The following is a 24,236-nucleotide window of genomic DNA, read 5'->3' as shown; positions in this document are numbered from 1 at the left end:
TCGTGCGGACTGGTTTGCTGCGCTGCCGATGTGATAAACTTCATAATGAAAGTGAAAATAATATGAGGTTAAGATGAAGGCAGGGATGATTCATGGATACTGAGATTCGCAGAGCACGCAAAGATGAGATTGATGAAATTATGGAGTTGATTGCCAAATGCGTACAGGTGATGCAAGCAGGTGGCAGCGATCAGTGGGACGAGCATTATCCGAACCGGGAGATCATCTCCCTTGATATTGAACGTGGCAATCTATGGGTATGTGAGGAGAACAATGCGGTGGCCGGCATTCTAGTGTTGGACGAGCACCAATCCGAGCAGTATGGGAAGATTGACTGGACAGAAACGCAAGGGCCTCATTTAATTATGCATAGATTGGCTGTGCATCCTGAAGTTCAAGGGAAGGGAATTGCACGCCGTCTTAGCACTTATGCAGAAGAACATGCTCGCCAGAATGGTTATTCAAGTATCCGTCTGGACACATATGCTAAGAACACTGGGGCACTCGCCCTATATCCCAAGCTGGGTTATGACCTCAGGGGTGAGGTAACTTTTCCAGGGCGTACCGCTAATTTTCCGGTGTTCGAGAAGGTTCTAGAAAAACACGGGAATTCGGAAGCTTAACATAGCGAGAGAACCAGAGGATATCTCATGAGCCATCTAATGGCTACTGAGATATCCTTTTTTTGTGGAAATAACACCGTTTTCTAAACAAAAACTTTGTTTGATTAGGTAGCAATTTGCGCTTACGGAAACCCTGCTCAAAAGGCGATAAGTGTGCAAATAGCGTCATTGGAGTCCGAAACCCTGATCAATAAGCGAAAATGTTCAAATAGCGCCACTGGAGTCCGAAATCTTGCTCAAAAGGCGATAAATGTGCAAATAGCGTCATCTGGGTCCGAAAGCATCAGTGACTGATTGTGACTCGACAGTAACGGACCCAGCAGACCTTAAATGCGGAATTTCCCCACATTTGGAATGCTATCGGACTCCAGAGCAGCTATTGGTATAAAACACACTGCATATGGGCCTGTAACGAGGGAATAGCGCCACTGGAGTCCGAAATCTTGCTCAAAAGGCGATAAATGTGCAAATAGCGTCATCTGGGTCCGAAAGCATCAGTGGCTGAGTGTGACTCGACAGTAACGGACCCAGCAGACCTTAAACGTGGCATTTCACCACATTTGGAATGCTATCGGACTCCAGAGCAGCTATTGGTATAAAACACACTGCATTTGGACCTGTAACGAGGAAATAGCGCCACTGGAGTCCGAAATCTTGCTCAAAAGGCGATAAATGTGCAAATAGCGTCATCTGGGTCCGAAAGTACTTGGGAGGATTATGACTCGCCTGTGGTGTGGACGTAGCGAGATCAGCAGAAGCAGAAGCAGAAGCAGAAGCTCCAGACGTAGCAGTGGAATAGGCACAAGGGGAACGCAGAAGTGCGGAAGTAGGAGTAGTGTAGTAGCCGTAGCAGTGCTGAAGTAGCAGTTGAGTAGCAGTAGGGAAGGCATAGGTTCAAAAGTATGAATAGAGCTAGACGTACACTTTCGGGCTCTAACCAGTCCACCATACCGCGCTATATGCACAGCGGTTTAGCACAACGCGTTAGAGTAAGCAGAGATACTGTCCGAAATGGCCGATCTAATCATTCGAAATGTTCGACCTTATCGTACGAAACGGCTGTCTCTTAAGCCATGAAATAGCTCTCGGATAGCTTATTTTCTATGTTTTTATGACAGTAAATATGACACGATTCACAAGGTAGCGTAATCACAAATCTTTTCAAACAGAATAATCGTGATCAAAAAGTATTATGTGTTATTTAAAATAACATGTAATACTGATTCCCTTTTATAAATCACTATTTAAAATACAAAATCGATATTGTGTGTCATGTATGTTGACATGTAACCTGTCTTTAGATTATTATTGGACTATTCAAATTACAAATGAATAGATCTTTTTTCGTATATCCTTAATAATTGGTTTAAGGGTCTCTACCGGGAACCGTAAATTTCTGGCTACGAAAATATGCTCAGGCATATTTTTGTGGCCTTTTTGCTTTACAGGCGTGAAGTTGTGCTGGAATTAACTCAATGAGGGGGAGAAGGGCTATGGGAAATATTTTGATCAAAAATGCCGAAATCATTACGATGAACAAGCAAGAGGAAATTTTACACGGGGATGTCCGGATTAAGGATGATCTCATCGTTGAAATCGGCACTGGCCTGATCCCGCAGGGTGACGAGAAGATCATTGATGCTACGAACCGTACATTAATTCCGGGTTTTATCCAAACTCATATTCATCTATGCCAGACGTTATTCCGTGGTAAAGGGGACGATCTGGAGCTGATGGATTGGCTGCGCAAACGAATCTGGCCATTAGAGGCCGCGCATGATGAAGAATCCCTATATTATTCGGCTATGCTTGGCATCGGCGAACTGATCACCAGCGGCACGACGACGATTGTGGATATGGAGACTGTCCATCATACGGATTTTGCGTTTCAGGCTATAGCTAAAAGTGGAATCCGGGCCTTGTCCGGCAAGGTGATGATGGATCAAAAAGGGGGAGATGTGCCTGAGGCGCTGCAGGAGGATACCGCATCTTCTTTGCAGGAAAGTGTCGATTTACTGGAAAAATGGAATGGTTATGGAAACGGCCGGATTCAGTATGCATTTTCTCCACGTTTTGTGATTTCCTGTACAGAGCCTTTATTAACCGAGGTGCGGGATCTGTCCGCAAGATACGATGTGAAGGTGCATACTCATGCGTCTGAGAATTTAGGGGAAATTGAGATTGTGCAGGCCATGACTGGCATGCGTAACATCGTCTATCTGGATCATCTAGGATTAGCCAATGAACGGCTTATACTGGCGCATTGCGTGTGGCTGGATGCTGAGGAGCGGCGGATTTTGCGGGATCGAGGGGTGCATGTAAGTCATTGCCCGGGTTCCAATCTGAAATTGGCCTCCGGAATTGCGGACACACCAGGGATGCTTCATGAGCATGTTTCTCTTAGTCTGGGAGCGGATGGCGCTCCATGCAATAACAATCTGGATATGTTTAATGAGATGCGATTGGCGGCGATTATTCAAAAGCCTCATCACGGACCCACAACCATGGATGCCCGCAGTGTATTCCGTATGGCTACTATTGGTGGGGCGAAGGCCGTAGGGATGGAGGATAAGATCGGGAGTATCGAGGTAGGCAAAAAAGCAGATCTAGTGCTCCTCAATCTCTACAATTTTCATACTTTTCCCTCTTATGACGTAGATCCCATCTCTAGAATTGTATATTCCGCTACGCGGGCAGATGTGGAGACAACGATAATCGACGGGGAGATCGTGATGGAAAGAGGTTTGCTAAAGACTGTGGATAAAGAAATTGTACTAAATGAAGCTAACCGTTCTATTAAAAGATTACTTACGCATACCTCGATCGTTTGAGGAGAGAGGTCGATTCGGATATCTTATCATTTGCAGGGGATCACTGGACCCCCTGTTTTTTTATGAGAAAATATGAACATAAGGGAACTAAAGTGCCTTTTATGAGGTCGTATTAAGTGAGGTGAAGCTAATTGGAACTGGAAGGTCTTCAGCATAGCGAGACGATGAATGAACAGCAACTAAGAGAAATCATGAGCCGTTACGGAGAGGATATATGGAATTATATCTATTATCTTACCAAAAATTCTGAACAGGCCGATGATCTGGCCCAAGAAGTATTCATTAAATGTTATTACCGGATTGGCACGTACCGGGGGAATTCTTCATTTAAAGCATGGTTGCTTACGATTGCCAGGAATACTGTTTTTTCGCACCGGAAATCGCGCTTTTTTCGTTCGGGCTTATGGGGTGGTGTACAGCCATTGTCCACGGTTGATGTGGAGCAGCGAGAAAAAACTATTGAACCTCTTGGTATAGCCCGATCTGCGGAGATGGAGTATTTGGGTAATCAGTCCATTGGTGAGATATGGGATTTAATTATGGCATTGTCTCCCAAGCTGCGCGAAGTATTGGTCCTGGATTTGAAATATGAGCTCTCTATAAAAGAAATAGCTGAACTGATGAACTTGAGTCACGGAACGGTAAAATCAAGATTGCACCGAGCGCGGCAAAAAATTCAGAACAAATTAAAGGGGGTAGAATGATGGAGGATCATCAACCGGAATGGTATGCTCAGGCCCGAAAAGGACCTTTTGGAAATGAAAAGTTTACTATGAGGCATGCAGACAACGTCATTCGCCGAATTCAAGAAGATCAACAGGGAACGAAATCTTTTTCAGGAAAAAGACTATCTGTGCAAATGTGGGCTGTGGCAAGTTTTATTGTACTGTTGGGCTTAGGCATATTCTTTCTGAACGGAAGGTTCCTTGGTAATGAATCAAGCAACCCTGCGCAAACTGAGGTTTCGTCGCATTTCACGGAGGCTGAGCTACAGCGGAACGCAGATCAGGTGATGCAGAGTTTACTTGGAAAGACTTATCCGCTAGATCACCGGGAATGGCTTAAGGAGCAACAGCAGATATTTTACTCTTACCAGAAAGATGAGGACTCCGCATATATCTGGATCGATTATGAGACAGGAGAACTGGTGCAAACGAAGATGAGCGCGATGCTGACAACTGCAGAGATCGACGCTGAAATGAAAACCCGTGCGGAAGAGATCAAGGGCAAACTGGGTTATGCGAATGATTCAGCTTATGATGTGCTCAGATATGTTGAATATGATGCTACACAACATTCTAGCGTGAAAATTGAAAATAACTTTAGGGCGGAGAAATGGCGTATCGGATTTGTAAATGGTGAATTCGATTACGCATCAGCCACGCTTGAGGCCTCGGCGGTATCAGAAGAGACGCGTCAAGCTGGGGAAGAGGCATTGAAGATGTTGAGAGGTAACGGAGGTGATGAAGAGCTTAGTTTAGTATTTCGGGCTATGGACAAGGATCAGGATAGACTTACGCTGCAATACGGATCAAAGGTTTCGGTTACGCTCGATACTGTTACTAGAAGGATTGAGCAGATTAGTGATACAAATCCTCGTGCTAGTGATAAAACAGATCCCAAACAACTAACGGTATTAGACCGTGAGCTGTCTCTAATTGATGGGGATCGCCTACGTGAGAAGGCCGCACCTCTGCTGACTAAGATATTTAGCGTTGCTGATGTGGGCGAATATAGCTTGCTTAAAAGAGATCAGGAGCCCGGGAATCTCACCTTTCATAAGCTTGGCAGTCCTGAGATCACTGTATATTATGATAGTGATTTAACGATCTGGAAGGTGAAAGAGGATTCGCCAGCAAGCCAGTCTTAGATTGAAAGGCATAACATAATAGGCTTAAATAGGGAGGCTCCACAGCCGAAAAGGCGTGGGGTTTCCCTATTTGTAGTGGGAGCGAACGGTGCACATTTTTGATAAAAAAAGTAAGTATTGTTATACTAGAACAATCTGATATTTTACAGAAAAGATGAATAGATTTCATAATCAGAACAAATGAAAAGGTAAGAGGGGATTAAAACGTGAAAAAGCACGGGCCGAATCGAGCTCAGTTCTATATTGTTGTCCTGCTGCTATGGTTGAAGCTGCTCCTGCTGAGAGTGCTGTTCTTTGATAGAATTGCTTGGGAGTGGATTGCAGCAGATGTTGCTCCAGTCCTCTTCATCATGGGGATTCTGACGGTCATTACTCCTTCGCGGGTGAGAACAGCCGTCTATTGGACATTTAACGGGATATTATCGCTGCTGCTGTTCGCAGCCAGTGTATATTTCAATCACTTTGGTTCTGTTCCGACGTATCTGGCTTTATATGAACTGAATCAGGTATTTCAAGTGAAGGCAAGCGTAGAATCAACGATACAGACTATTGATTATTTATTTTTCGCTGATCTTGTGATCATGGTGATCTATGTCTTGATCCGCAGATGGAAGCATGGAAAAGCCTATCCGCATGAGCGTGAGCGATTCAGCTCCCGGAACACACGATTGGCACATATGATGGTGATTCTGGTGGCTATTCTTGGAGGTTTTGCTTTTTCGGCCAATTCTGTCAATTCTGCGCGGGGAATTACAAATGAACTTGTGCAGGCAGAAAGTGCCGGATTCCTGAATTATGAGGTCGTTGCCGCAATCAAGGTCAAGGAAGATAACAATCTCATTGGAACCGGAGATATTAAGGATACAATCGCGAAGATTGATGAGCTGCAAGCTTCCTATCCTTATAGTAGTAAAGCCGCGGGCACAGCACCTGAGTATTTCGGCTCGCAAAAGGGCAAAAATGTAATTGTCATTCAAATGGAAGCTTTTCAAAACTTCCCGTTGCATCAATCCCTGAAGGGTCAAGAGCTGACTCCAGTGTTGAACAAGTTGGCAGATGAGGGATTTTACTTCCCCCATGTCTACCAACAGATTGGTCCGGGCAATACTTCTGACGCTGAATTTATGAGCAACACGTCGATTTATCCAATCGGGACGTTGGCAATGTCCACTGGATTCGGGGACAGAGAACTGCCGAGCCTACCACGTCTGCTGAGAGATAAAGGATATGAGGCGTACACCTTTCACGTGAATCAAGTAGGCTTTTGGAATCGGAACGAGCTATATCCAGCGCTTGGCTTTAACGGTTATTATGACAAAGATTATTTTACTAATGATCATTTTAATGCGTTTGGTGCTTCCGATGAACAGCTTTATATTACGGGTGTCGAGAAAATGGCAGAATTGCAGAAGAAAGGAACTCCTTTCTACGCACAAATGGTGACGGCGTCCAGCCATCATCCCTTCCAAATTCCGGACTCTTTTAAGAAGATCTCAGTGCCTGATGAGTTAAAAAACACGATGCTTGGCGATTATTTGACTGCTATTAACTATACTGATTATGCCATTGGAACTTTAATAGAGGGTTTGAAGAAAAACGGAATGTGGGATAACACTGTGCTGGTGATGTATGGCGATCATTTTGGCTTGCAGCCGCAGGATGTTCCACCGGAGCAAGTGGAAAGTGCACTGGGGATTCCATACGATTCCCGGATCAGTCGCTTTAATATTCCATTGATTGTACATGTACCAGGAATGGAGCAAGGGAAGGTAGTAGAGCGAACAGGTGGACAGTTGGATATTCTTCCTACAATAGCTAACCTATTGGGGGTTTCTTTAAAGGAAGAAGGTTATACAGCATTTGGCCATGATCTCTTGAACATTGATCGTAATGTGTTAGGGATGCGGTATTATTTACCTTCCGGTTCTTTTTTTAATGATGATATTCTCTATGTGCCTGGTAAAGATTTTGCTGATGGTGAAGCTGTGTCGCTGGATACGCTTAAGCCAGTATCGGATTTTACAAAATATCAGACTGATTATGATTATATTTTGAAGCTAATGAATTTGTCCGACGAATATGTGAAGCTGTTACCACAGAGATAGGGGGAATCATGAAAAAGTTCTGGAAACCGGAGTATCTCGTAGGCCTTGCCGGCTGCGGTATCATTATTTATTTGCTATTCGTAGGGCCATTTATTGGTGTTGCCGATAATGGAGATTTTCTGCGTATGATGAATACCATCGGTCTGAACTACTACGATACTGCTGCATCGTATGCCGATCAGTTTTTCAGCTTTAGCCATTCTCGTTTTGCGTATGAGGATTTGTTTAGGGGCTTTTATCCTTCCTCACAGATTTTTATAGTGCTTGTGCCGAGGTTGATCGGCGGGCTCATCCATGGCAGCTTTTTTGATGTTCGTTTGCTGGGTGCAGTTTATGGGCTTCTTTTACTGGCGGCAACTTGGCTGCTGGTGAAGTATAATGCTCGTGGCTCTTATGTTACAGGGCTGCTGCTGGGAGCAGCTATCTTATTTGTATTTTACGATATCGGGTATGTGGCCTATTTCAACTCCTTGTTTGGAGAACCGGTGTCGCTGGTGTTTATGCTGCTGACATTTGCATTAGGATTAAGATTAACCAGCCAAGAGAAGCCAACCACTAAAGGATTAACTTTGTTTTTTATCGCGATTCTGTTTCTGGTCACCTCCAAAATCCAGAATGCACCGATTGGGATTGCCTTTGCTCTGATTTTCTTGCGGTTTATGATGCTTGACGGAGAGGGCAAATGGAGGAAGCTGGCTTTACGTTTTTCGATTGCCATCTTTCTTGTATCCATCGTTTTGTATGTGGCAGCGCCAAAAGATCTGAAGCATATTAATCTGTATCAAACGGTGTTTTTTGGGATTTTAAACGAATCGCCGGATGTGAAGGGAGACTTGCAGGATCTCGGATTACCGGAGCGGCTGGAGGTACTGGCGGGTACGAATTATTTTCAGACCGATACAGCGATTAAGCAGGATGATCCTTCGCTGGTTCCGGACTTCTATGACCGTGTATCTCATAAAGATGTGTTGTTCTTCTATCTGAAGCATCCGGACCGGTTGATAGATAATATGAAATACGCTGCGAGTAACAGCATGGCGATTCGCCCGTATTATCTAGGAAACTACGAGAAAAGCGAGAATAAACCAGCAGGTGCATTATCCTATACTTACAGTGGATGGAGCCAATTCAAAAATAAACATATTCCGCATACGCTCGGATTTCTCTCCATATTCTATCTGGTGTATTTTGCGGGAGCCTTGTTCCAGTATTTCCGCAGCAGAGATATTCGCGGCAAAATTGCCGGCGAGCTGCTGATGCTGCTAGGGCTAATAGGGATTTTCTCCTTTTTGGTTCCGATTCTGGGAGACGGAAGGGCTGATATTGGCAAGCATTTATTCCTCTTTAATGTGTGCTTCGATATGATGGTCGTGGTCATGTTTGGGTGGATTGTTCACAAGGTAGTGGGATTTGTAAGACGTTAGCTTATGGAACAAATCAAACAGCAAGTTTCCGATTATGGAGACTTGCTGTTTTTATTAAAATATAAGAATTTATATGTTCCATATTGTAAATTATCCTTATATTTCTCGCTTAAACGCTTACCGTCCTTATAGCCGTCGAAGGCGTTTATGCTTGTTCATCCTCAAATAACTCACGCAGCATCCCTTGACGATCGTTCATAAACGCTTTGGTCACGGTATAATGTTCAGTTTCCTCCAAGGCGACGGAACGTATTCCCTCTCCCTCCAAGAGAAAAATTTCAGCACCGGGATAGGACATCAGAATCGGCGAATGGGTAGCAATAATAAATTGTGAATCCTGCCCGACCAGCTCATGCATACGCACCAGCAGAGACATTTGACGTAAGGGGGAAAGCGCTGCTTCAGGCTCGTCGAGGATATAAAGACCGCGGCCGCCGAAACGGTGAACGAATGTAGCTAAAAAAGACTCTCCGTGGGACTGCTCATGCAGAGATTTGCCTCCGTAGGAGTCTTTGATCGGTGGGCCACCGGGTTGTTCATCCAACTCATCAATATAAGAAGCCACATTATAGTAACTCTCCGCACGTAGAAAAAAGCCGTCCTTCGGCCGTCTAACCCCTCTAGCAATTCTAAAATACTCATAAAGATTCGAATGCGAGGAACGAGTGTTAAAAGAAAAGTTTAGCGTTCCACCCTCAGGGTTAAAGCCCCAAGCAGCAGCAATTCCCTCTAACAAGGTTGATTTGCCCGTGCCGTTCTCTCCAACAAGAAAGGTCACTGGTTTTTGAAAAGTCAGGCGATCCAGCGTTCGAACAGCAGGCAGATGAAAAGGATAGGTTTGAAAGGATGGCACCAGATCACGCAGCAGCTCCGCGTGTCGCAAATACAACGTGGTGTTATTCATAGTTCCCCCCTTGTGAATTTCAAAAAATAATCATCTTCGGACAGATTGGACAGAGATGACAAGTTTAGTGCCTCTAGCTAGACCTTTATAGTATAACAGCATCCAGCGAGTGGATGAAATCTTGACGGGGTTCGGGCAAGCCGGGCAAAAGACAGGGTACATCTGCCAATTTAGTTCTAGTAATGACAGATGTCCATGAGGCGAGTGCTGACTCCGCATATAGTTATACTGTCTTGAGAATACAACGGGGCAGGGTGAAGGCCGTGAAAGCAAAAAGGAGAAAACACAAGCGTCCGCGAGATTATCGCGACGGTTATCACGAAGGATATCGTCTCGGCATGTGTGAGGCTGTGCAGCGTCGGAGTACTGTAGAGGTCGAAGCCTGTCGGCCATTTAAGCTAATGTATGTTCCTCAAGGGTTCCATGCAATCGATACTGGGGTAATTGAGGCGCTTCAGCAGCTTGTAAGTGAGCTTGTGATAAGCACTCCAGAAGCTATGCTGGAGACCGCGGCTCGGGAGATGCCCGGGGCAGTGCTGGTTATGAATGGACTGCATGTTTTTCCGGAAAATCATTTAGAACAGATTACAGAAATCAGAAAGCTGGGCATTCGGACTGCGATCTGGTTTGTGGATGATCCTTATTTTACAGAGGATACTTCAGTGATTTGCCGGCATTATGATCACGTCTTTACGCATGAGCTCGGTTGTGTGGAGTTTTATCAATCCTTTGGGGTTCCATCCGTTCATTATTTACCGCTTTGCGTCAATCCAAAGATGTTCTATCCACGCCGTACGGCACCGCAGTATAAGTACGACATTGTGTTTATTGGCAATGCATTTCATAATCGGACAGCGCTGTTTGATGAACTTGCCCCCTATCTAAAGGATAAGAAGGTGCTGATCGCTGGGGGGTTCTGGGAACGGCTTGCGACTTATGACCAGCTTGCCCCTTTTATTAGCAATGGCTTTATCCCGCCTGAGGAAACTGCGAACTATTACAGTGGCGCAAAGCTAGTCATTAATATTCACCGTCCGTGGGAGGAGGGGCAGGATAACCGGAATAGCTTCCGTTTACCATCACGCTCTATCAATCCGCGTACTTATGAGATCAGTGCCTGCGGTACTATGCAGCTTACGGATGTTCGTGAGGATCTGGGCAATTATTATCGACCAGGTTATGACTTGGATACTTTTGGCTCTGCTAAGGAATTGCAGGAGAAGATTGAGTACTATCTGAAGCATGAAAAAGAGCGCCGAATTTACGCTTTACGGGGACTACAGACAACCATGCGCAACCATACATTCACTGCGCGTTTGCCTCATTTGCTGAATGTGATTGCTTCAAGTGTATGAAATCTATAACGGGACAAAGGAGCGAGGATGATGATGAACAACAATGAATTTATTATGCCTGCACCACCGCTACCTCTGACACCTCCAGAGGAAGAAAAGCTTCGTGGTCGTCTGAGTGGTTTTAAGGGCGGATATGATGAGGGATATTTACGGGGGCGGCTTGCGATTTTGGATGGTCGGCCAGAAGAAGTATTTCCTGTACGGAATATTCATGTAATGTATGTGGCTTCTGGTAAAGGATATCCCTACTCTCCATTAGACGATGCAGTCCTCTACGCGCTGCAAAAATTAACCGCACAAGTCACGATAACGGATGTACGCCAAAACTTAGTGGAGTTAGCCGCCGCTCAAAGACCGGATCTGGTACTTGTGCTGGACGGTATGGATTTACCGCTTGAGCAGATCTCCGTTCTTCGGGCTAGCGGGATTAAGACAGCCATTTGGCTTACAGATGATCCTTATTACACTGATTTTACAGTTAAAATTGTGGCACATTACGATTTTGTGTTCACGCTTGAGCGTAATTGTATTGATTTTTATAAGGGACTTGGCTGCCCTGAAGTTCATTATCTTCCTTTTGCCGCTCACCGCGAGCATTACCGTCCAACTACAACACGTTCACCATTGAATCGCGAAGTTAGTTTTATTGGCTCTGCCTATTGGAACCGGGTTAATTTCTTCCGTGAGATTCTTCCGGATTTGATGAACTATAACACGGTGATTAATGGCATCTGGTGGGACCGTCTGCCTGAGGCGGCACTCTATGGAGATCGAATTGAGATTGGCAAATGGATGTCACCACAAGAAACCGCGGTAGCTTACAGCGGATCCAAAATCGTCATCAACCTCCACCGCTCGCACATTGATGAAGTAGTGAACAACAATACGCTTTCGATTCCGGCGGTATCTCCTAATCCGCGTACTTTTGAAATCGCGGCAACGGGTACGCTGCAATTAGTGGATGCCAGAGATGATATGGGATCCTTTTACAAACCTGGTGAAGAAATTGAGACTTTTGCAAGCCCTCAAGAAATGATGGATAAAATCCGTTATTACCTGACTCATGAGGAAGAACGCCGTGCGATAGCACTGCGCGCTTTTGAACGGACGCTTAAGGATCACACCTACACTAAACGTATACACCAGCTGTTAACAGTAATTTACGGCTAGGTCATATGCCCGAAAATGGAATGGAAATGTGCGCTTACCAGGGGACAGGTGTCGTGCCGGCATCTGTTTTTCCTCGATATACTGTAGAACCGAACCTCAGCTTATGCCTGTGGCCTGATGAAAAGAAGCAACGTCTGGAGCGGGCTTGTATAGCGGAGCGGAAGCGACTGGCTAGATTCGAGAGCAGAGTGGAAGCGAAGGGGCGAAGCTCGGGAGCGAAGTGAATTGACTGACGAGATTCTAGAGCTAAGCGGAAGCGATGTTGCGAGTCACAGGAGCGACCATTTTCAAAGAGAGTTTTACTGCGAAGGATAGAATTTAGCGCAAAGTTTGTAAATTTTTTAAGGAGGTGAATGGCTGCTCCAGGCCCCTCGTTAGGGAGCGCCGAAACGCCATGGCTGACAAAGCTACAATCGTCCTCTTTTCACATGTATCCAATACACGCAGTATTACGGGAGCGGAGAAGCTATTGTTGTTTTTCGCTCAGGAGCTTTCTCCGTACTTTAATTGTATCCTCGTTGCGCCTCAGGACGGCAAGCTGACTTCTCAGGCTCGAAGCTGTGGAATAAGTGTACAGTTGCTTTCGATTCCTCTTTTATATGGAATGTACACTCCTTATGCAGGGTTGGAGGCAGATGCTCAGAAATTCCAGGAAAGCAGGGAGTATCACGAGTTAACAGACTGGCTGAATTCCCTGCGCCCGGCGTTTGTTATTACAAGTACCTGTGTGCATGCTCTGCCAGCAATGGCTGCAAAGTCACTGGGCATTCCGGTGATATGGAAAATATCAGAGACGATAACAGACAATGAATATACACCTATTAGTGTAGGGCTGATTCATCGGAATAGTGATGAGATATTAGCTATTTCACAAACAGCTGCAGCTTGCTTTCCAGAGGACGTGAGAGCGGAAAAAGTGATCCAGCTGCCTCCCTCTTGGAATGATAAAGAGATGATGATTGAGGCTTGGAGCAAGCTTCGGAGCGAACGGCGGCGGGAATTGCGGGTTAAACCGCATGAACAGCTGGTCGGTTATATTTCTTCTTTTATCAACAAGGAAAAAGGGCTAGAACATTTTGTGAAAATGGCTGTGCTTGTGCACGCGGTTCATCCAAGCTCGAAATTTGTTGTCATTGGGTCTGCTGGTGATAAAAGCTACTATGAGCGTTGTGTCCGCAAGGTGAAGCTTGAGGGACTGTACACCCGGTTTAAATTTGTTGGTTATGCTGAATGCCTTCCATCCGCTTATTGCGCCATGGATGTGCTAGTGGTTCCTAGTCTGATCCGCGAAGGCTTCGGCATGACTGCTCTGGAAGGAATGGCTTTTGGAAAACCCGTGGTCGCTTACGACTCTGGGGGTTTACGAGAAATTCTGCACGCAGCGGGCTGCGGCGAAAATCTCGTGCCAGCATCGGACATTTCCGCGCTGGCAGAAAGAGTCAACGTCATGCTGGCGCAGCCAGGAATGGCGTTAACTATAGGCAGTCAAGCGCGGGAGCGCGTCGACGCCGTCTATGGTCCGGCGGCTTATCGGAGCCGCCTGCAGGGTCTTGCGGAGATGTGGAACCTCCGCTATTGCAGCGCACCCGCGGTGCGCGAGGCTGACAGCGTGGTGGTGGTGGAACCACCCGCTGTCCAGCCTGACTTACCCGCAGCGTCGCCGGCTTTGCCGCCGCGAAGCAAGGGCCTGCCAAGCCGCGTCGCCCGCAAGCGGCGCGGCAAAGCCCGGGCGCGCCGGCGAAGCGGGCGCCCGTTGGTTTTGCGCCGCGTTGCTCGCAAGCGGCGTAAAGGTTCTGCCCGGCGGCGCAGCACCGCCGGGGGCAAGCGCCGCCGGGCCCGCCGCGGTGGACGGCGGCGCGCGGCGTAAATGCCTCGATTGCAGCGAAGTGGCAAGCTGAGTACAAAGAGAGATAAAAATGCTCTTCATTGAGCACAATCCAGCAATTTGAGCTAAATGAACGGTACATTTCCCGTTTAAAGAGCTCAATCCAGCAACCAGAGCCAAATGAACGGTAAAAATCCCGCAAAATGAGCTCAATCCAGCAACCTGAGCCAAATGAACGGTACATTTCCCGCAAAAAGAGCTCAATCCAGCAACTTGAGCGCAATGAACGGTAAAAATCCCGTTTAAAGAGCTCAATCCAGCAACCTGAGCCAAATGAACGGTACATTTCCCGCTAAATGAGCTCAATCCAGCAATCTGAGCCAAATGAACGGTATAAATCCCGCTAAATGAGCTCAATCCAGCAACCTGAGCCAAATGAACGGTACATTTCCCGCAAAAAGAGCTCAATCCAGCAATCTGAGCCAAATGAACGGTATAAATCCCGCTAAATGAGCTCAATCCAGCAACTTGAGCCAAATGAACGGTAAAAATCCCGCAAAATGAGCTCAATCCAGCAACCTGAGCCAAATGAACGGTAAAAATCCCGCAAAATGAGCTCAATCCAGCAATCTGAACGCAATGAGCGGTATAAATCCCGCTAAATGAGCTCAATCCAGCAACCAGAGCACAGTCCGCTGACTGAGCCAAGTCAGACCATAATTAAACAGGCAGGGGAGTGAACTCATGAAGATCATGACGATTTTAGGCACGAGGCCTGAAATCATTCGCCTCAGTGTAATCATTCCGCTTCTCGACGAACATGCTGAGCGGCACATCCTGGTGCATACAGGCCAGAACTTCACCGCCAGTCTCAGCGGCATTTTCTTTGCTGAGCTGGGACTGCGGGCACCGGATTATGTGCTGCAGGATAAACAAGCAGGACTAGGCGGTCAGCTTGCCGCCATGTTCGGAGGGTTAGAAAGCATTTTACTAAAAGAACAGCCAGATCGTGTCTTGCTTCTGGGCGATACGAACAGCGCGTTATGCGCGATTTTGGCTGAACGTATGGGAATTCCGGTGGTGCATATGGAAGCGGGCAACCGTTGCTATGACCTCCAAGTACCAGAAGAGAAAAACCGCCGTGTCATCGACGCCGTTTCGACCATTAATATGCCTTATACGCAGCAGAGCAAAAGACATCTAATCAGCGAAGGTTTCCCCAGCAGGCGTATCGTGTTAACAGGAAATCCGATCCATGAGGTCATGACCCATTTTGAGCACAAAATCCAAACTAGCGACATTCTGGAGCAGCTGAAGCTTACCTCAGGACAGTATTTCCTAGTCACGGCCCACCGTGCTGAGAATGTAGATGATCCAGAGTCCCTTGTACAAATTATGTCGGGTCTTAACGCAGTGGCTGAGCATTTTGGAATTCGTTTAATATGCAGCATTCATCCTCGCACTCGCTCCAAACTTACCGAGCAATTTTCCCTTCCAATGAACCCACTAGTTGAATTTCATGAACCTTTCGGATTTTTTGATTTTGTCTATTTGGAACAGCACGCCTTATGTGCCATCACCGACAGCGGGACTGTACAGGAGGAATGCTGCTTGATGAAAGTGCCAACAGTTACGATTCGCAGAACGACGGAACGTCCAGAAACAGTGGATTGTGGCAGCAATGTAGTCTCAGGTGTAGATCAGAAAAGTATTCTTCGCAGCGTCAAGCTGATGACGGCGCTCAATCGGGATTGGGAGGCACCGGAAGGATACATGACTCCGGATGTTTCGGTCAAGGTAGTTAAATTCTTGCTTGGAGGGAACCTGCATGTTCAATAATAAAAGGATTGTGGTCACAGGCGGAACTGGTTCCTGGGGGCATGAGCTGATTAGGCAACTTCTGCCACAAAATCCTAAGGAAATCATCGTATTCTCCCGCAGTGAATCCGCTCAAGTGGCGATGAGCCGGGAGTTTGAAGATCAACGTCTCAGCTTTATCATTGGCGATATCCGTGACAAGGATGCGCTGATTGCAGCCTGCCGTGGCGTTGATTACATCTTTCATCTGGCGGCGCTCAAACATGTTCCAGTCTGTGAAGATCAGCCTTATGAAGCACTCAAAACCAATGTAGTGGGAACTCAAAATGTGATCGAAGCTGCCATTGTAAATGGCGTTGAAAAAGCAATTTACATCTCTACCGATAAGGCTGCGAACCCATCCAACTTCTATGGAATGACCAAAGCGATCGGGGAAAAATTGTTCGTTTATGCCAATCTGATTGGCTCAAACACCCGGTTCGTTACTGTACGCGGAGGTAATGTGCTCGGAACGAACGGCAGCGTCGTGCATTTGTTCATGAAGCAGATTAAGGATAAGGGTCAGGTACGCATTACGGATATGAAAATGACCCGCTTCTTTTTTACCCTACGCGATGCTATTACATTATTATTTAAAGCTTCTGAGGTTAGCTTGGGTGGAGAAATCTTCGTCATGACTATGCCTACCTGCCGAATTATAGATCTTGCTGAGGTGCTGATTGAAGCTTCCGGAGAGTCCAATGTGAGTATTGTCGAAACCGGGATTCGTCCGGGGGAGAAAATCCACGAGATTCTGATGAGCGATTTCGAAAGCTTAACTACCGTTGTCTACGATGAACAGTATCTAGTAATTCTCCCTACGCTGAACATGCCGGAATTAAAGGCACATTATAGCGCTTATCCTCATGTCTCTTTCAATAGCTTCAGTTCAGAGACGAATCTGATGGATCGGGAAGAGATCAAAAGCATCTTGATCCGGGGAGGGTTCCTGCAATGAAGCTGCTTATCCTAGGTGGAAACGGTATGGCGGGGCATATGCTGGCGGATTATTTTCGCCGCCAGGGCAAGCATCACGTCTTCCATACAACCCGGGATAAGAGCGATCTTGGCGGGCTGTATGTAGATGCGAACGATATAGCCGGAGTTGAGAAGCTGGTCGATATCGTTTCCCCTCATTGCATTATCAATGCAATGGGGGTTCTCAATCAATTCGCGGAGCGTGACAAAATTGGGGCTTACCACGTGAATGGCTTTCTCCCTCATCACTTGTGGCGAAAGGCGGAGGATGTTCAGGCAAGGCTCATCCATATCAGTACCGACTGCGTGTTCGAAGGAACACGCGGAGGGTACACCGAAGAGGATGCTCCTGATGGAACCTCTGTATATGCAATTTCGAAAAGCCTCGGTGAGGTGCAAAAACCCGGGCATCTTACGATTCGCACTTCCATTATTGGCCCCGAAATCCGCTCAGGCGGTATTGGTCTGATGGATTGGTTCCTGGCGCAGAGTGGTAAAGTTTCAGGATACCGGCGGGTGATGTGGAACGGGGTCACAACGCTCCAATTAGCCAAAGCAGTGGATGTAATGCTGGATTCCTCCGTATCGGGGCTGATCCATTTAGCGCATCCAGAGCCAGTAAGTAAATATGAGCTGCTTCAGCATATTCAGGCGGCTTTTCATAAAGAAAATGTGGAGATCATCCCTGAGGATGAACATATTCAGGATCGTACACTAGTGAATACAAGAGCGGATGTCCTCTTGCCGCTGCCTTCATATCCTTTAATGCTGCAGGAACTGGCTGACTGGATGAAACAGTCAGAGATGTATTTATGACAGGGCAAAGACTTCTGATTACCGGAGCCGGTGGATTCACCGGGCAACATGCGGTTCGATTATTTTCGGCAGGAGGGGCTGAGGTTATCGCTGTATTGCGGCCGCAATCGACAGCTGCCTCCACTCTTTTTCCAGAAGGAGTAAAGATATATGTTTGTGATTTAAGTGACCGGAAAGCAGTAGCTGAGATGATCAAGCAAACTGCGCCGGACGCTGTCCTTCATTTGGCTGGGAAGAACTCCGTACCCGAGTCATGGCTTAATCCCTTGCTTTATATGGAGACAAATGTGATGGCCACCTTATATTTACTAGAGGCAATGCGAAGCTTGCCGAGCAGTCGGATTCTAGTGGCAGGCTCCAGACTTAAGTTCAAACCGGGTGTGGTGGCTGGGCCACCACACCCGTATAGCCTTAGCAAAACAATAGAAGAGCTGGTGTCCCTCGCATGGGGCACCTTATTTAAACAGCCGGTTCTGCTGGCTGAACCGTGTAATCTGATTGGTCCCGGTCCTTCCACCGGCTTCTGCTCTTTATTAGCACAGCACATTGTTCGAAGTGAAGTCCAGCCAGATGAGGAAATACCTCCATTTAAGCTCTCTTCTCGTTATGCGCTGCGTGATTTTTTAGATGTTAGAGATGCCGTTAGAGCTTATGACTACATTTTGCGTAAAGGTACAAATGGAACCATCTATCGCATCGATTCGGGGAAGCAGCGGGAACTCGGGGAGATCGCGGAGCAGCTGCTCAGTCATTCTGTAGGACCAGTGCCAATGGACTGGGGACCTGCAGATGCTGAACGGGCTATTTCAGAGATCGCAGCCACAGCGGATAAGAAGGTTCATTCAGAAGCATCAACCCCTGAGGCTGATGTGTTTTCACTGGGCTGGCGTCCGGAGATTGGGCTTAGCCAATCGTTAATGGATATTTTGAATTATTACCGAGTTAACGGGGAGGGGAGGTTGTTATGAGACCGAAGGTTTCGGTAGTGATTCCTTTTTATAATTGTCCTTATATTGAACACGCCCTGCAAAGTGCGCTCTCCCAGTCTTGGGAACCTTACGAGATCATTATTGTCGATGACGGCTCGCACGCTCATAGCAATCTAATTACACCGTATCTCTCCCGAATTCATTATTTGGGCAAAGGCAACGGGGGAACCGCCTCCGCACTGAATCACGGCATTTTGAATGCAACAGGGGACTATGTGGTCTGGCTTAGTTCAGACGATTTATTTTATCGGGATAAGATCAACAATCAGGTTCTGTTCATGGAGCAGAACCACTTGTTAATCTCCTATACCAACTTTAACTATATTAACGCTCAATCGCAGCTGGTTCAGCTGAATGCTGCGCCATTGTTTCCTAGTCACCTGGATTACTTACGTTGTTTTTTACACGGTAATCCCATTAATGGCTGTACGGTGATGTTTAAACGAGAGGTGTTTGGAGCCATAGGGATTTTTGATGAATCACTTCCTTACACACATGATTATGACTTATGGTTCCGCGCCATTCTGAACGGATATCCACCTGTGATGTTGAATCAATCACTTACAGCTTACCGGACTCATGATGGCATGGGAACGATCAAATATTTTGATGTAATTATGGCAGAGGCAGCTGCGACCAATGCCCGCTACAAGAATTCGCTGCAGCACTTGATTTCTTCTATGGGGGGCTGAAGGTAATGTACCGGGAAATTGAAGTGAATGACTTTCTGCCAGTCTTACTGGAACAGTTGAAATTCTGCGAGAGTATTCTGGATATCGGCAGCGGCACCGGTACCCTGCTTGAACGATATGAAGCCGCAGTAGTGCTTGGATTAGAAATTCACAGGCCGTACCTGCTGCATCGTCAATATAAGTCACCTCATATTATTCCGGTACATGCAGATGCCAGTCATATGGATAAATTGTTCCTCCCCAAAACATTTTCAGCGGTTACCTTTATTGATTCAATAGAGCACTTTAATAAAAATGAAGCAAAGACACTGCTCGGGATGGCCGAAAGAATCGCCAATAACCGAGTAGTTGTATTTACCCCTCGGGGCTTTTTTCCACAGGAGGGTATGGATCATTATCATTTGCAGGGGGAGCATTATCAAAAGCACCGGAGCGGATGGGAGCCGGAGGATTTTATTGCACTGGGGTATGAGGTAACGGTACTGAAAGGCTTCCATCATGCCCAAAACCCATCGTTTCGAGAAGCGTTCGGTGAAGACCATGCACCAGTAGATGCCTTGCTTGCTTGTAAAACAGTATAAAAAGTTGAGCTCCGGGTGAAGGAGGTGAGCGCGTATGAGTGAAGAACCTAAAGTATCGGTGATCATCCCATTTTATAACTGTTCGTATGTGGATCTCGCCATCCAAAGTGTCTTGAATCAAAGCTATCCGAATGTAGAACTCATTGTAGTCGACGACGGTTCTACCCTATGGCTGGAGAAGTTGACTCCCTTCCGTGACAGGATCATTTATATACAAAAGGATAATAGCGGGACGGCCTCTGCTTTGAACAAAGGGATAGAAGTGGCTACCGGAACGTATTTTGCCTGGCTCAGTGCAGATGATCAATTTCACCCGGATAAAATCAAAAACCAAATAGAAAAGCTCAAAAGTACGGGCACTTTGTTTAACTATACAGCCTATTATTATATAAATGAGCAGGGAGAACGGATCTCAGATACGGTAAGTATGCTTTTTAGCAGCAGGGCCCATTTTATTGAGACTATGATGTTGGGTTGTCCGGTGAATGGGAGTACAGTTCTTCTTCATATGGATATATTTCGTGCTGTAGGAACGTTCGATGAAATGTTGTTATATACTCAAGATTATGATTTATGGCTGCGTATTTTACCGCATTTTAGCTGGTCTTATATTGAGCATCCGCAGCTTGATTATCGAGTGCATCAAGAGATGGGCTCAGTGATTCATAGTGAGGCGCAGAAAAGAGAGATAGAACTGGTACAAGCAAAACATCACGGGGTTCTATCGCATCTGCTGCTAAAGGAGAGAGGGGAATGAAATTAATATTTCCTGTTCTAACTCTATCTAGGGGCGGAGCACAACGGATGCTGGCAGAACTGGCTAATCGTCTGTCAGAGATCGGTCATGAAATTACGATCCTCTTGCCCAGCGATGGTGTCGTTGAATACGAGATAAATTGTGAATTGCGTTATGCGGCAGATGATGATTTGTCGGCCAGCGATTTTCCAGTGGGGGACGTGATTGTCTCCAACTTTTATACCACAGTCGAGGTATCGCAGCAGGCAAGTAATGAGGGGAAAGGGATTCATATTCGCTTAGCACTTTGCTACGAGCCCACTTTTTTACCTGACAATAGCCGTTCTTTTGCATCTTATAGTTTAACCAGCAATCTGCTCGTACTTTCCCGCTGGCAGCAAGAAATCGTCCAGATGAATCATGGCATTAAGGGGACAATCGTGCCCATTGGTGTGAATCCTGTTTTTAGAAACCTGAACATTCGTGAACCTGAAAATAAGCTTGTAGTTTCCGCGGTTATGCGAAAGCCGGAGGGAGGATTCTCAGGTCATCGTGAACAAGATTATTTGCTTGAACAGTTAAATCGGGTCAGAAGACTTCATCCAGAAGTTGAACTTTATTTGATTATTCCTCCTGGTGAATTTGCTGAGTCGACTACACTGCAAACTTTATTAATGGATGAACGATATCATATAAGGACTCCTGCAAATGATACTGAACTTTGTTACCATTATAGTGAGAGTGATATTTTTGTAAGCTCAAGTACGTATGATACGGGATCGCTACCAGGCATCGAGGCTATGCGTTGTGGAGCAGCACTCGTTACTGTTTACTCCGGTGGGAATATGGAATATGGCAGGCATGGCCACAACTGCTTAATGTCCTACCGGTTTGAGAATCGGCTCGCGGATGATATCATAACCTTAATTAATGACCCGGATTTACGCCAGCGGCTGGCTCGTAAGGGGGAGCAGGATTCACAGCATTTCACTTGGGAAAAAAGCACACAATTGTTTCAGAATGCACTGTTTGAGATCGTAGCGAGGAACTCTTAGTAATATGTCCTTAAAATATAAAAAACCTTCAGTACCACTTGAGAAGTGGCTTGAAGGTTTTTTTGCTTGATTTCGGTTAGAAGATGGCATATGAATTCATCATTTCACGAAAAGACTGCGCATACTTCTCGGTTCCGAAGCGTGAGACCATATATCCTCTTCCTTGCTGGCGGAGACCCTCTCGCAGAGGAATATTGTTCATAAGCTCCAGTCCTTCGTTGACGGCAGTTGGAATATTGCCAAGCGGGTAAAATTTACCCGTGACATTATGAACAATAAAGGATCTAACACCATCGGAATCTGTACTAAGTACTGGACAAGTGCAGCAAATCGCTTCGGCAACAGCATATCCAAATCCTTCTGTAATGGAGGTGGCTAACAGGAATCCACCAGAATTGGCTATCGAGGAATAATAAATCGGCATTACATGATTAGGAATATTGGTAAAAGTACTTAGACGATCATTCAGCCCTAAGGCGTGTAGCTCCTCCTGAAAGGATTGTTTTTGATCCTCTGCGGCTAAATTAGGATCATGGAACATCCACAAATGAAGATCTGGTTTATAAAGGCGAATTTCATGGGCGATTCTCAAGTATTCCCGCCAATTTTTATTGCTCTCTAGCCGGCCTACCCAAGCGATAACCGGATTAGCCGGAGGTTCAGCAGGGATATGCTGAAAGGACTGGACATCAACAATATTCGGAATTACATAACGATGCAGCCAGGGACAGATTTCAATAAACAGCTCCAACAAATGATCGGTTGGCGGGATTAGTACCGCATTACAATAAGAACGTAAATAAGGGACAGCATCTCTGATCAGAGTTTCCGCATGACTGCGTTTTCCAAGGCCTTGAGATTCGTATATCATAATACCGCGGTAACCGAGTTCACGCAGACGTTTCAGTAATAAATAATCTGATGTAACAATAATAGCATCGTAATTATGGGTATCCAGCAAATTTTTAATTTCTTCATCTGAAGATGAGACAAATACCGGAAAATTGGTCGTATTCTGGCCTGAACCCGGCATTAGATATAAAACATGGCATTCGATCCCACTTCGCTGGAGACTTTCACATCGCAGCTTATTTAATGTCTCCACCCCGCCACTCGGTACATAAAACGTAAATAGAACTTTCATGCACAAGCCTCCTGACTTTTGCGGAGCAATACCGACTTGTTGAGATATGGCTTACTGTTTATAAGATACGCCGATCTGCACTCGCGGGTGACGGTCAAAGTGGCATAGTTCCAAATCCTTTCAGGATAGCTTGTTCTTCAGAAGGTCATCCTAACGATCGTACACTGCACACATACAACATTAGAGATGGAGGATGAATTCATGTTGCGATCCAAGATCAGTATGTCAGTCTCAGCTGCATTGCTTCTCGGCTTGGTGAGTATTACAGGGTGTGGAACCAATACGGCAGAAAAATCTAATGTGCAAACCAATAGTGTCCGGGGAGTAAATGATGGGCGTATTGGTGTAAATTCCGTACGCGGTGGCACGCATAACATCACTAAGATGGAAGTTAGTCAGGAGCTTGCAGACCGGATTGCTGCTATGCCTGAAGTCCGTTCAGCGAATGTAATGCTTGCAGGTAAAAGCGCGTATGTAGCAGTAACTTTAAATGATGCAACTGCTGGCCTGCGTGCCAAAGGGACTCCATCGTATCGGGCAAAATCTTCAACCACTCCTCACAATTATGGACCGACTGGCGTAATGTCTGGTACAGGAAGAGTGAAAATTGGCCGTGATGGAATGAATGATACTGGAGCTGTAACAAATGGTATGAACGGAGCCTTAAGAGGTACTGTAAATACAGTTCCTGGTACAACAAGTACTGGACCGGCAACCAGAAATGGAATCAATGGTATGGGTAATTTGGGAGCGGGTATGTTGGGTACAGGTACAGGTACTATGGGAACAGGTACGACAAGAAACCATACTTATAATAATGGTCCTCTGCTGAACAGCGATGGCTCGAAACATGATGTAGATATGGGGATGGGAAAAGGTATGGGAACTGGAATGGGCATGGGCATGCGCAGTACCACTCCTAGTACCCATGACACGAATTACAGAAGTAATTCGACGCATATGTACAACACCAATAGCACGAATAACTCAAATAACACAAATAACACCATAAATACAAGAGAAACAGAAACAGTTACCAAAGCAATTAAAGATAAAATTGCTGCAGAAGTTAAAAAACATGATGCGAGAATTAAGGATGTATACGTATCAGCAAATCCTGACTTCGTGGAACGCGCTAATGTTTATGCTGAAGAGGCTCGTGCTGGTCATCCGATAAAAGGATTTGTGGATGAATTCCGTACCATGGTTGAACGAATTTTCCCAACACGTAATTATTAATGATTATTGTGATCTAAATAAAAAAGCAACAATCTCACCATC

21 protein-coding genes and 1 riboswitch are annotated in these 24,236 nt (G+C 45.9%); of the genes, 19 read left to right on the top strand and 2 right to left on the bottom strand.

Translation table 11 applies throughout. The features are described 5' to 3' along the window. Positions 1-92: 92 nt before the first annotated feature. The 6 genes from NYE35_RS25965 (at position 93) to wsfD (ending at position 8,853) form a co-directional block, all read left to right on the top strand. Positions 93-623, top strand: a complete 531-nt coding sequence (locus NYE35_RS25965) for a GNAT family N-acetyltransferase (RefSeq protein ID WP_076142554.1) — start codon at positions 93-95, stop codon at positions 621-623. Positions 624-1,947: 1,324 nt separating this feature from the next. Next, a riboswitch (purine riboswitch) is annotated at positions 1,948-2,046 on the top strand. A 70-nt stretch (positions 2,047-2,116) separates the two neighbouring features. Beyond that, positions 2,117-3,454, top strand: coding sequence for a 5'-deoxyadenosine deaminase (locus tag NYE35_RS25960; RefSeq protein WP_036679719.1), 1,338 nt, complete (start codon positions 2,117-2,119; stop codon positions 3,452-3,454). A 131-nt stretch (positions 3,455-3,585) separates the two neighbouring features. Further along, the gene (locus NYE35_RS25955) at positions 3,586-4,158 is read left to right on the top strand and encodes an RNA polymerase sigma factor (RefSeq protein WP_076100935.1); all 573 of its coding nucleotides are present in this window, start codon (positions 3,586-3,588) and stop codon (positions 4,156-4,158) included. Next, positions 4,158-5,324, top strand: a complete 1,167-nt coding sequence (locus NYE35_RS25950; protein ID WP_341122234.1) for a hypothetical protein — start codon at positions 4,158-4,160, stop codon at positions 5,322-5,324. Before NYE35_RS25955 ends, NYE35_RS25950 begins: the two co-directional genes overlap by 1 nt. A 206-nt stretch (positions 5,325-5,530) precedes the next feature. Further along, positions 5,531-7,429: an LTA synthase family protein gene (locus NYE35_RS25945; RefSeq protein WP_076100932.1), complete on the top strand. Its 1,899-nt coding sequence runs from the start codon at positions 5,531-5,533 to the stop codon at positions 7,427-7,429. Positions 7,430-7,437: 8 nt separating this feature from the next. Further along, positions 7,438-8,853 (top strand): glycan biosynthesis hexose transferase WsfD, encoded by a 1,416-nt coding sequence (gene wsfD, locus NYE35_RS25940; RefSeq protein ID WP_038573145.1) that lies wholly within the window; start codon positions 7,438-7,440, stop codon positions 8,851-8,853. Positions 8,854-8,998: 145 nt separating this feature from the next. Here wsfD and NYE35_RS25935 read toward each other — a convergent pair whose 3' ends face one another. Continuing rightward, positions 8,999-9,757, bottom strand: coding sequence for an AAA family ATPase (locus NYE35_RS25935; protein WP_038573143.1), 759 nt, complete (start codon positions 9,755-9,757; stop codon positions 8,999-9,001). A 254-nt stretch (positions 9,758-10,011) separates the two neighbouring features. Here NYE35_RS25935 and NYE35_RS25930 point away from each other — a divergent pair, with 254 nt between their 5' ends. The 12 genes from NYE35_RS25930 (at position 10,012) to NYE35_RS25875 (ending at position 21,811) form a co-directional block, all read left to right on the top strand. Next, complete coding sequence (locus tag NYE35_RS25930; RefSeq protein WP_076134231.1) at positions 10,012-11,112, top strand: CgeB family protein; 1,101 nt, start codon at positions 10,012-10,014, stop codon at positions 11,110-11,112. A gap of 54 nt (positions 11,113-11,166) precedes the next feature. Continuing rightward, positions 11,167-12,282 (top strand): CgeB family protein, encoded by a 1,116-nt coding sequence (locus NYE35_RS25925; protein WP_036679773.1) that lies wholly within the window; start codon positions 11,167-11,169, stop codon positions 12,280-12,282. 53 nt (positions 12,283-12,335) lie between these two features. After that, entirely contained in the window at positions 12,336-12,506 is a 171-nt protein-coding gene (locus tag NYE35_RS25920) for a hypothetical protein (RefSeq protein WP_155288192.1), read from the top strand. 170 nt (positions 12,507-12,676) lie between these two features. Further along, positions 12,677-14,149, top strand: a complete 1,473-nt coding sequence (locus tag NYE35_RS25915) for a glycosyltransferase (RefSeq protein WP_052097299.1) — start codon at positions 12,677-12,679, stop codon at positions 14,147-14,149. A 702-nt stretch (positions 14,150-14,851) separates the two neighbouring features. Next, the gene (wecB, locus tag NYE35_RS25910) at positions 14,852-15,946 is read left to right on the top strand and encodes a non-hydrolyzing UDP-N-acetylglucosamine 2-epimerase (protein WP_076103696.1); all 1,095 of its coding nucleotides are present in this window, start codon (positions 14,852-14,854) and stop codon (positions 15,944-15,946) included. After that, a complete protein-coding gene (locus tag NYE35_RS25905) occupies positions 15,936-16,922 on the top strand; it encodes a polysaccharide biosynthesis protein (protein WP_036679704.1) in 987 nt (328 codons plus the stop codon). The genes wecB and NYE35_RS25905 overlap by 11 nt, the downstream gene beginning before the upstream one ends. Further along, entirely contained in the window at positions 16,919-17,758 is an 840-nt protein-coding gene (locus NYE35_RS25900; RefSeq protein ID WP_076103694.1) for a dTDP-4-dehydrorhamnose reductase family protein, read from the top strand. Before NYE35_RS25905 ends, NYE35_RS25900 begins: the two co-directional genes overlap by 4 nt. Beyond that, positions 17,755-18,726, top strand: coding sequence for an NAD-dependent epimerase/dehydratase family protein (locus NYE35_RS25895; protein ID WP_076272755.1), 972 nt, complete (start codon positions 17,755-17,757; stop codon positions 18,724-18,726). Before NYE35_RS25900 ends, NYE35_RS25895 begins: the two co-directional genes overlap by 4 nt. Beyond that, positions 18,723-19,439 carry a glycosyltransferase gene (locus NYE35_RS25890; protein WP_341122233.1) on the top strand — a complete coding sequence of 239 codons (717 nt, stop codon included), beginning with the start codon at positions 18,723-18,725 and terminating at the stop codon, positions 19,437-19,439. Before NYE35_RS25895 ends, NYE35_RS25890 begins: the two co-directional genes overlap by 4 nt. Positions 19,440-19,444: 5 nt before the next feature. Beyond that, positions 19,445-20,020 (top strand): class I SAM-dependent methyltransferase, encoded by a 576-nt coding sequence (locus tag NYE35_RS25885; RefSeq protein WP_036679697.1) that lies wholly within the window; start codon positions 19,445-19,447, stop codon positions 20,018-20,020. 34 nt (positions 20,021-20,054) lie between these two features. Beyond that, complete coding sequence (locus tag NYE35_RS25880; protein WP_341122232.1) at positions 20,055-20,777, top strand: glycosyltransferase family 2 protein; 723 nt, start codon at positions 20,055-20,057, stop codon at positions 20,775-20,777. Further along, entirely contained in the window at positions 20,774-21,811 is a 1,038-nt protein-coding gene (locus NYE35_RS25875; RefSeq protein WP_341122231.1) for a glycosyltransferase family 4 protein, read from the top strand. The genes NYE35_RS25880 and NYE35_RS25875 overlap by 4 nt, the downstream gene beginning before the upstream one ends. A 76-nt stretch (positions 21,812-21,887) precedes the next feature. Here the strand turns inward: NYE35_RS25875 and NYE35_RS25870 are convergent, their stop codons facing one another. Continuing rightward, positions 21,888-22,955, bottom strand: coding sequence for a glycosyltransferase family 4 protein (locus tag NYE35_RS25870; RefSeq protein WP_036679693.1), 1,068 nt, complete (start codon positions 22,953-22,955; stop codon positions 21,888-21,890). 201 nt (positions 22,956-23,156) lie between these two features. Here NYE35_RS25870 and NYE35_RS25865 point away from each other — a divergent pair, with 201 nt between their 5' ends. Further along, the gene (locus NYE35_RS25865; RefSeq protein WP_051491082.1) at positions 23,157-24,194 is read left to right on the top strand and encodes a YhcN/YlaJ family sporulation lipoprotein; all 1,038 of its coding nucleotides are present in this window, start codon (positions 23,157-23,159) and stop codon (positions 24,192-24,194) included. Positions 24,195-24,236: the final 42 nt, after the last annotated feature.

This window comes from Paenibacillus sp. FSL L8-0494 (genome assembly GCF_038003695.1).
GTDB classification, from domain to species: Bacteria; Bacillota; Bacilli; order Paenibacillales; family Paenibacillaceae; genus Paenibacillus_AQ; species Paenibacillus_AQ odorifer.
This window is presented reverse-complemented; position numbering and strand designations above follow the sequence as displayed.

Excerpts from the sequence above, each read along its gene's own strand:
- NYE35_RS25965 (WP_076142554.1), top strand. The coding sequence starts at position 93 with ATGGATACTGAGATTCGCAGAGCACGCAAAGATGAGATTGATGAAATT.
- NYE35_RS25960 (WP_036679719.1), top strand. The coding sequence starts at position 2,117 with ATGGGAAATATTTTGATCAAAAATGCCGAAATCATTACGATGAACAAG.
- NYE35_RS25950 (WP_341122234.1), top strand. The coding sequence starts at position 4,158 with ATGGAGGATCATCAACCGGAATGGTATGCTCAGGCCCGAAAAGGACCT.
- wsfD (WP_038573145.1), top strand. The coding sequence starts at position 7,438 with ATGAAAAAGTTCTGGAAACCGGAGTATCTCGTAGGCCTTGCCGGCTGC.
- NYE35_RS25935 (WP_038573143.1), bottom strand. The coding sequence starts at position 9,757 with ATGAATAACACCACGTTGTATTTGCGACACGCGGAGCTGCTGCGTGAT.
- NYE35_RS25925 (WP_036679773.1), top strand. The coding sequence starts at position 11,167 with ATGCCTGCACCACCGCTACCTCTGACACCTCCAGAGGAAGAAAAGCTT.
- NYE35_RS25915 (WP_052097299.1), top strand. The coding sequence starts at position 12,677 with ATGGCTGACAAAGCTACAATCGTCCTCTTTTCACATGTATCCAATACA.
- wecB (WP_076103696.1), top strand. The coding sequence starts at position 14,852 with ATGAAGATCATGACGATTTTAGGCACGAGGCCTGAAATCATTCGCCTC.
- NYE35_RS25905 (WP_036679704.1), top strand. The coding sequence starts at position 15,936 with ATGTTCAATAATAAAAGGATTGTGGTCACAGGCGGAACTGGTTCCTGG.
- NYE35_RS25900 (WP_076103694.1), top strand. The coding sequence starts at position 16,919 with ATGAAGCTGCTTATCCTAGGTGGAAACGGTATGGCGGGGCATATGCTG.
- NYE35_RS25895 (WP_076272755.1), top strand. The coding sequence starts at position 17,755 with ATGACAGGGCAAAGACTTCTGATTACCGGAGCCGGTGGATTCACCGGG.
- NYE35_RS25890 (WP_341122233.1), top strand. The coding sequence starts at position 18,723 with ATGAGACCGAAGGTTTCGGTAGTGATTCCTTTTTATAATTGTCCTTAT.
- NYE35_RS25885 (WP_036679697.1), top strand. The coding sequence starts at position 19,445 with ATGTACCGGGAAATTGAAGTGAATGACTTTCTGCCAGTCTTACTGGAA.
- NYE35_RS25880 (WP_341122232.1), top strand. The coding sequence starts at position 20,055 with ATGAGTGAAGAACCTAAAGTATCGGTGATCATCCCATTTTATAACTGT.
- NYE35_RS25875 (WP_341122231.1), top strand. The coding sequence starts at position 20,774 with ATGAAATTAATATTTCCTGTTCTAACTCTATCTAGGGGCGGAGCACAA.
- NYE35_RS25870 (WP_036679693.1), bottom strand. The coding sequence starts at position 22,955 with ATGAAAGTTCTATTTACGTTTTATGTACCGAGTGGCGGGGTGGAGACA.
- NYE35_RS25865 (WP_051491082.1), top strand. The coding sequence starts at position 23,157 with ATGTTGCGATCCAAGATCAGTATGTCAGTCTCAGCTGCATTGCTTCTC.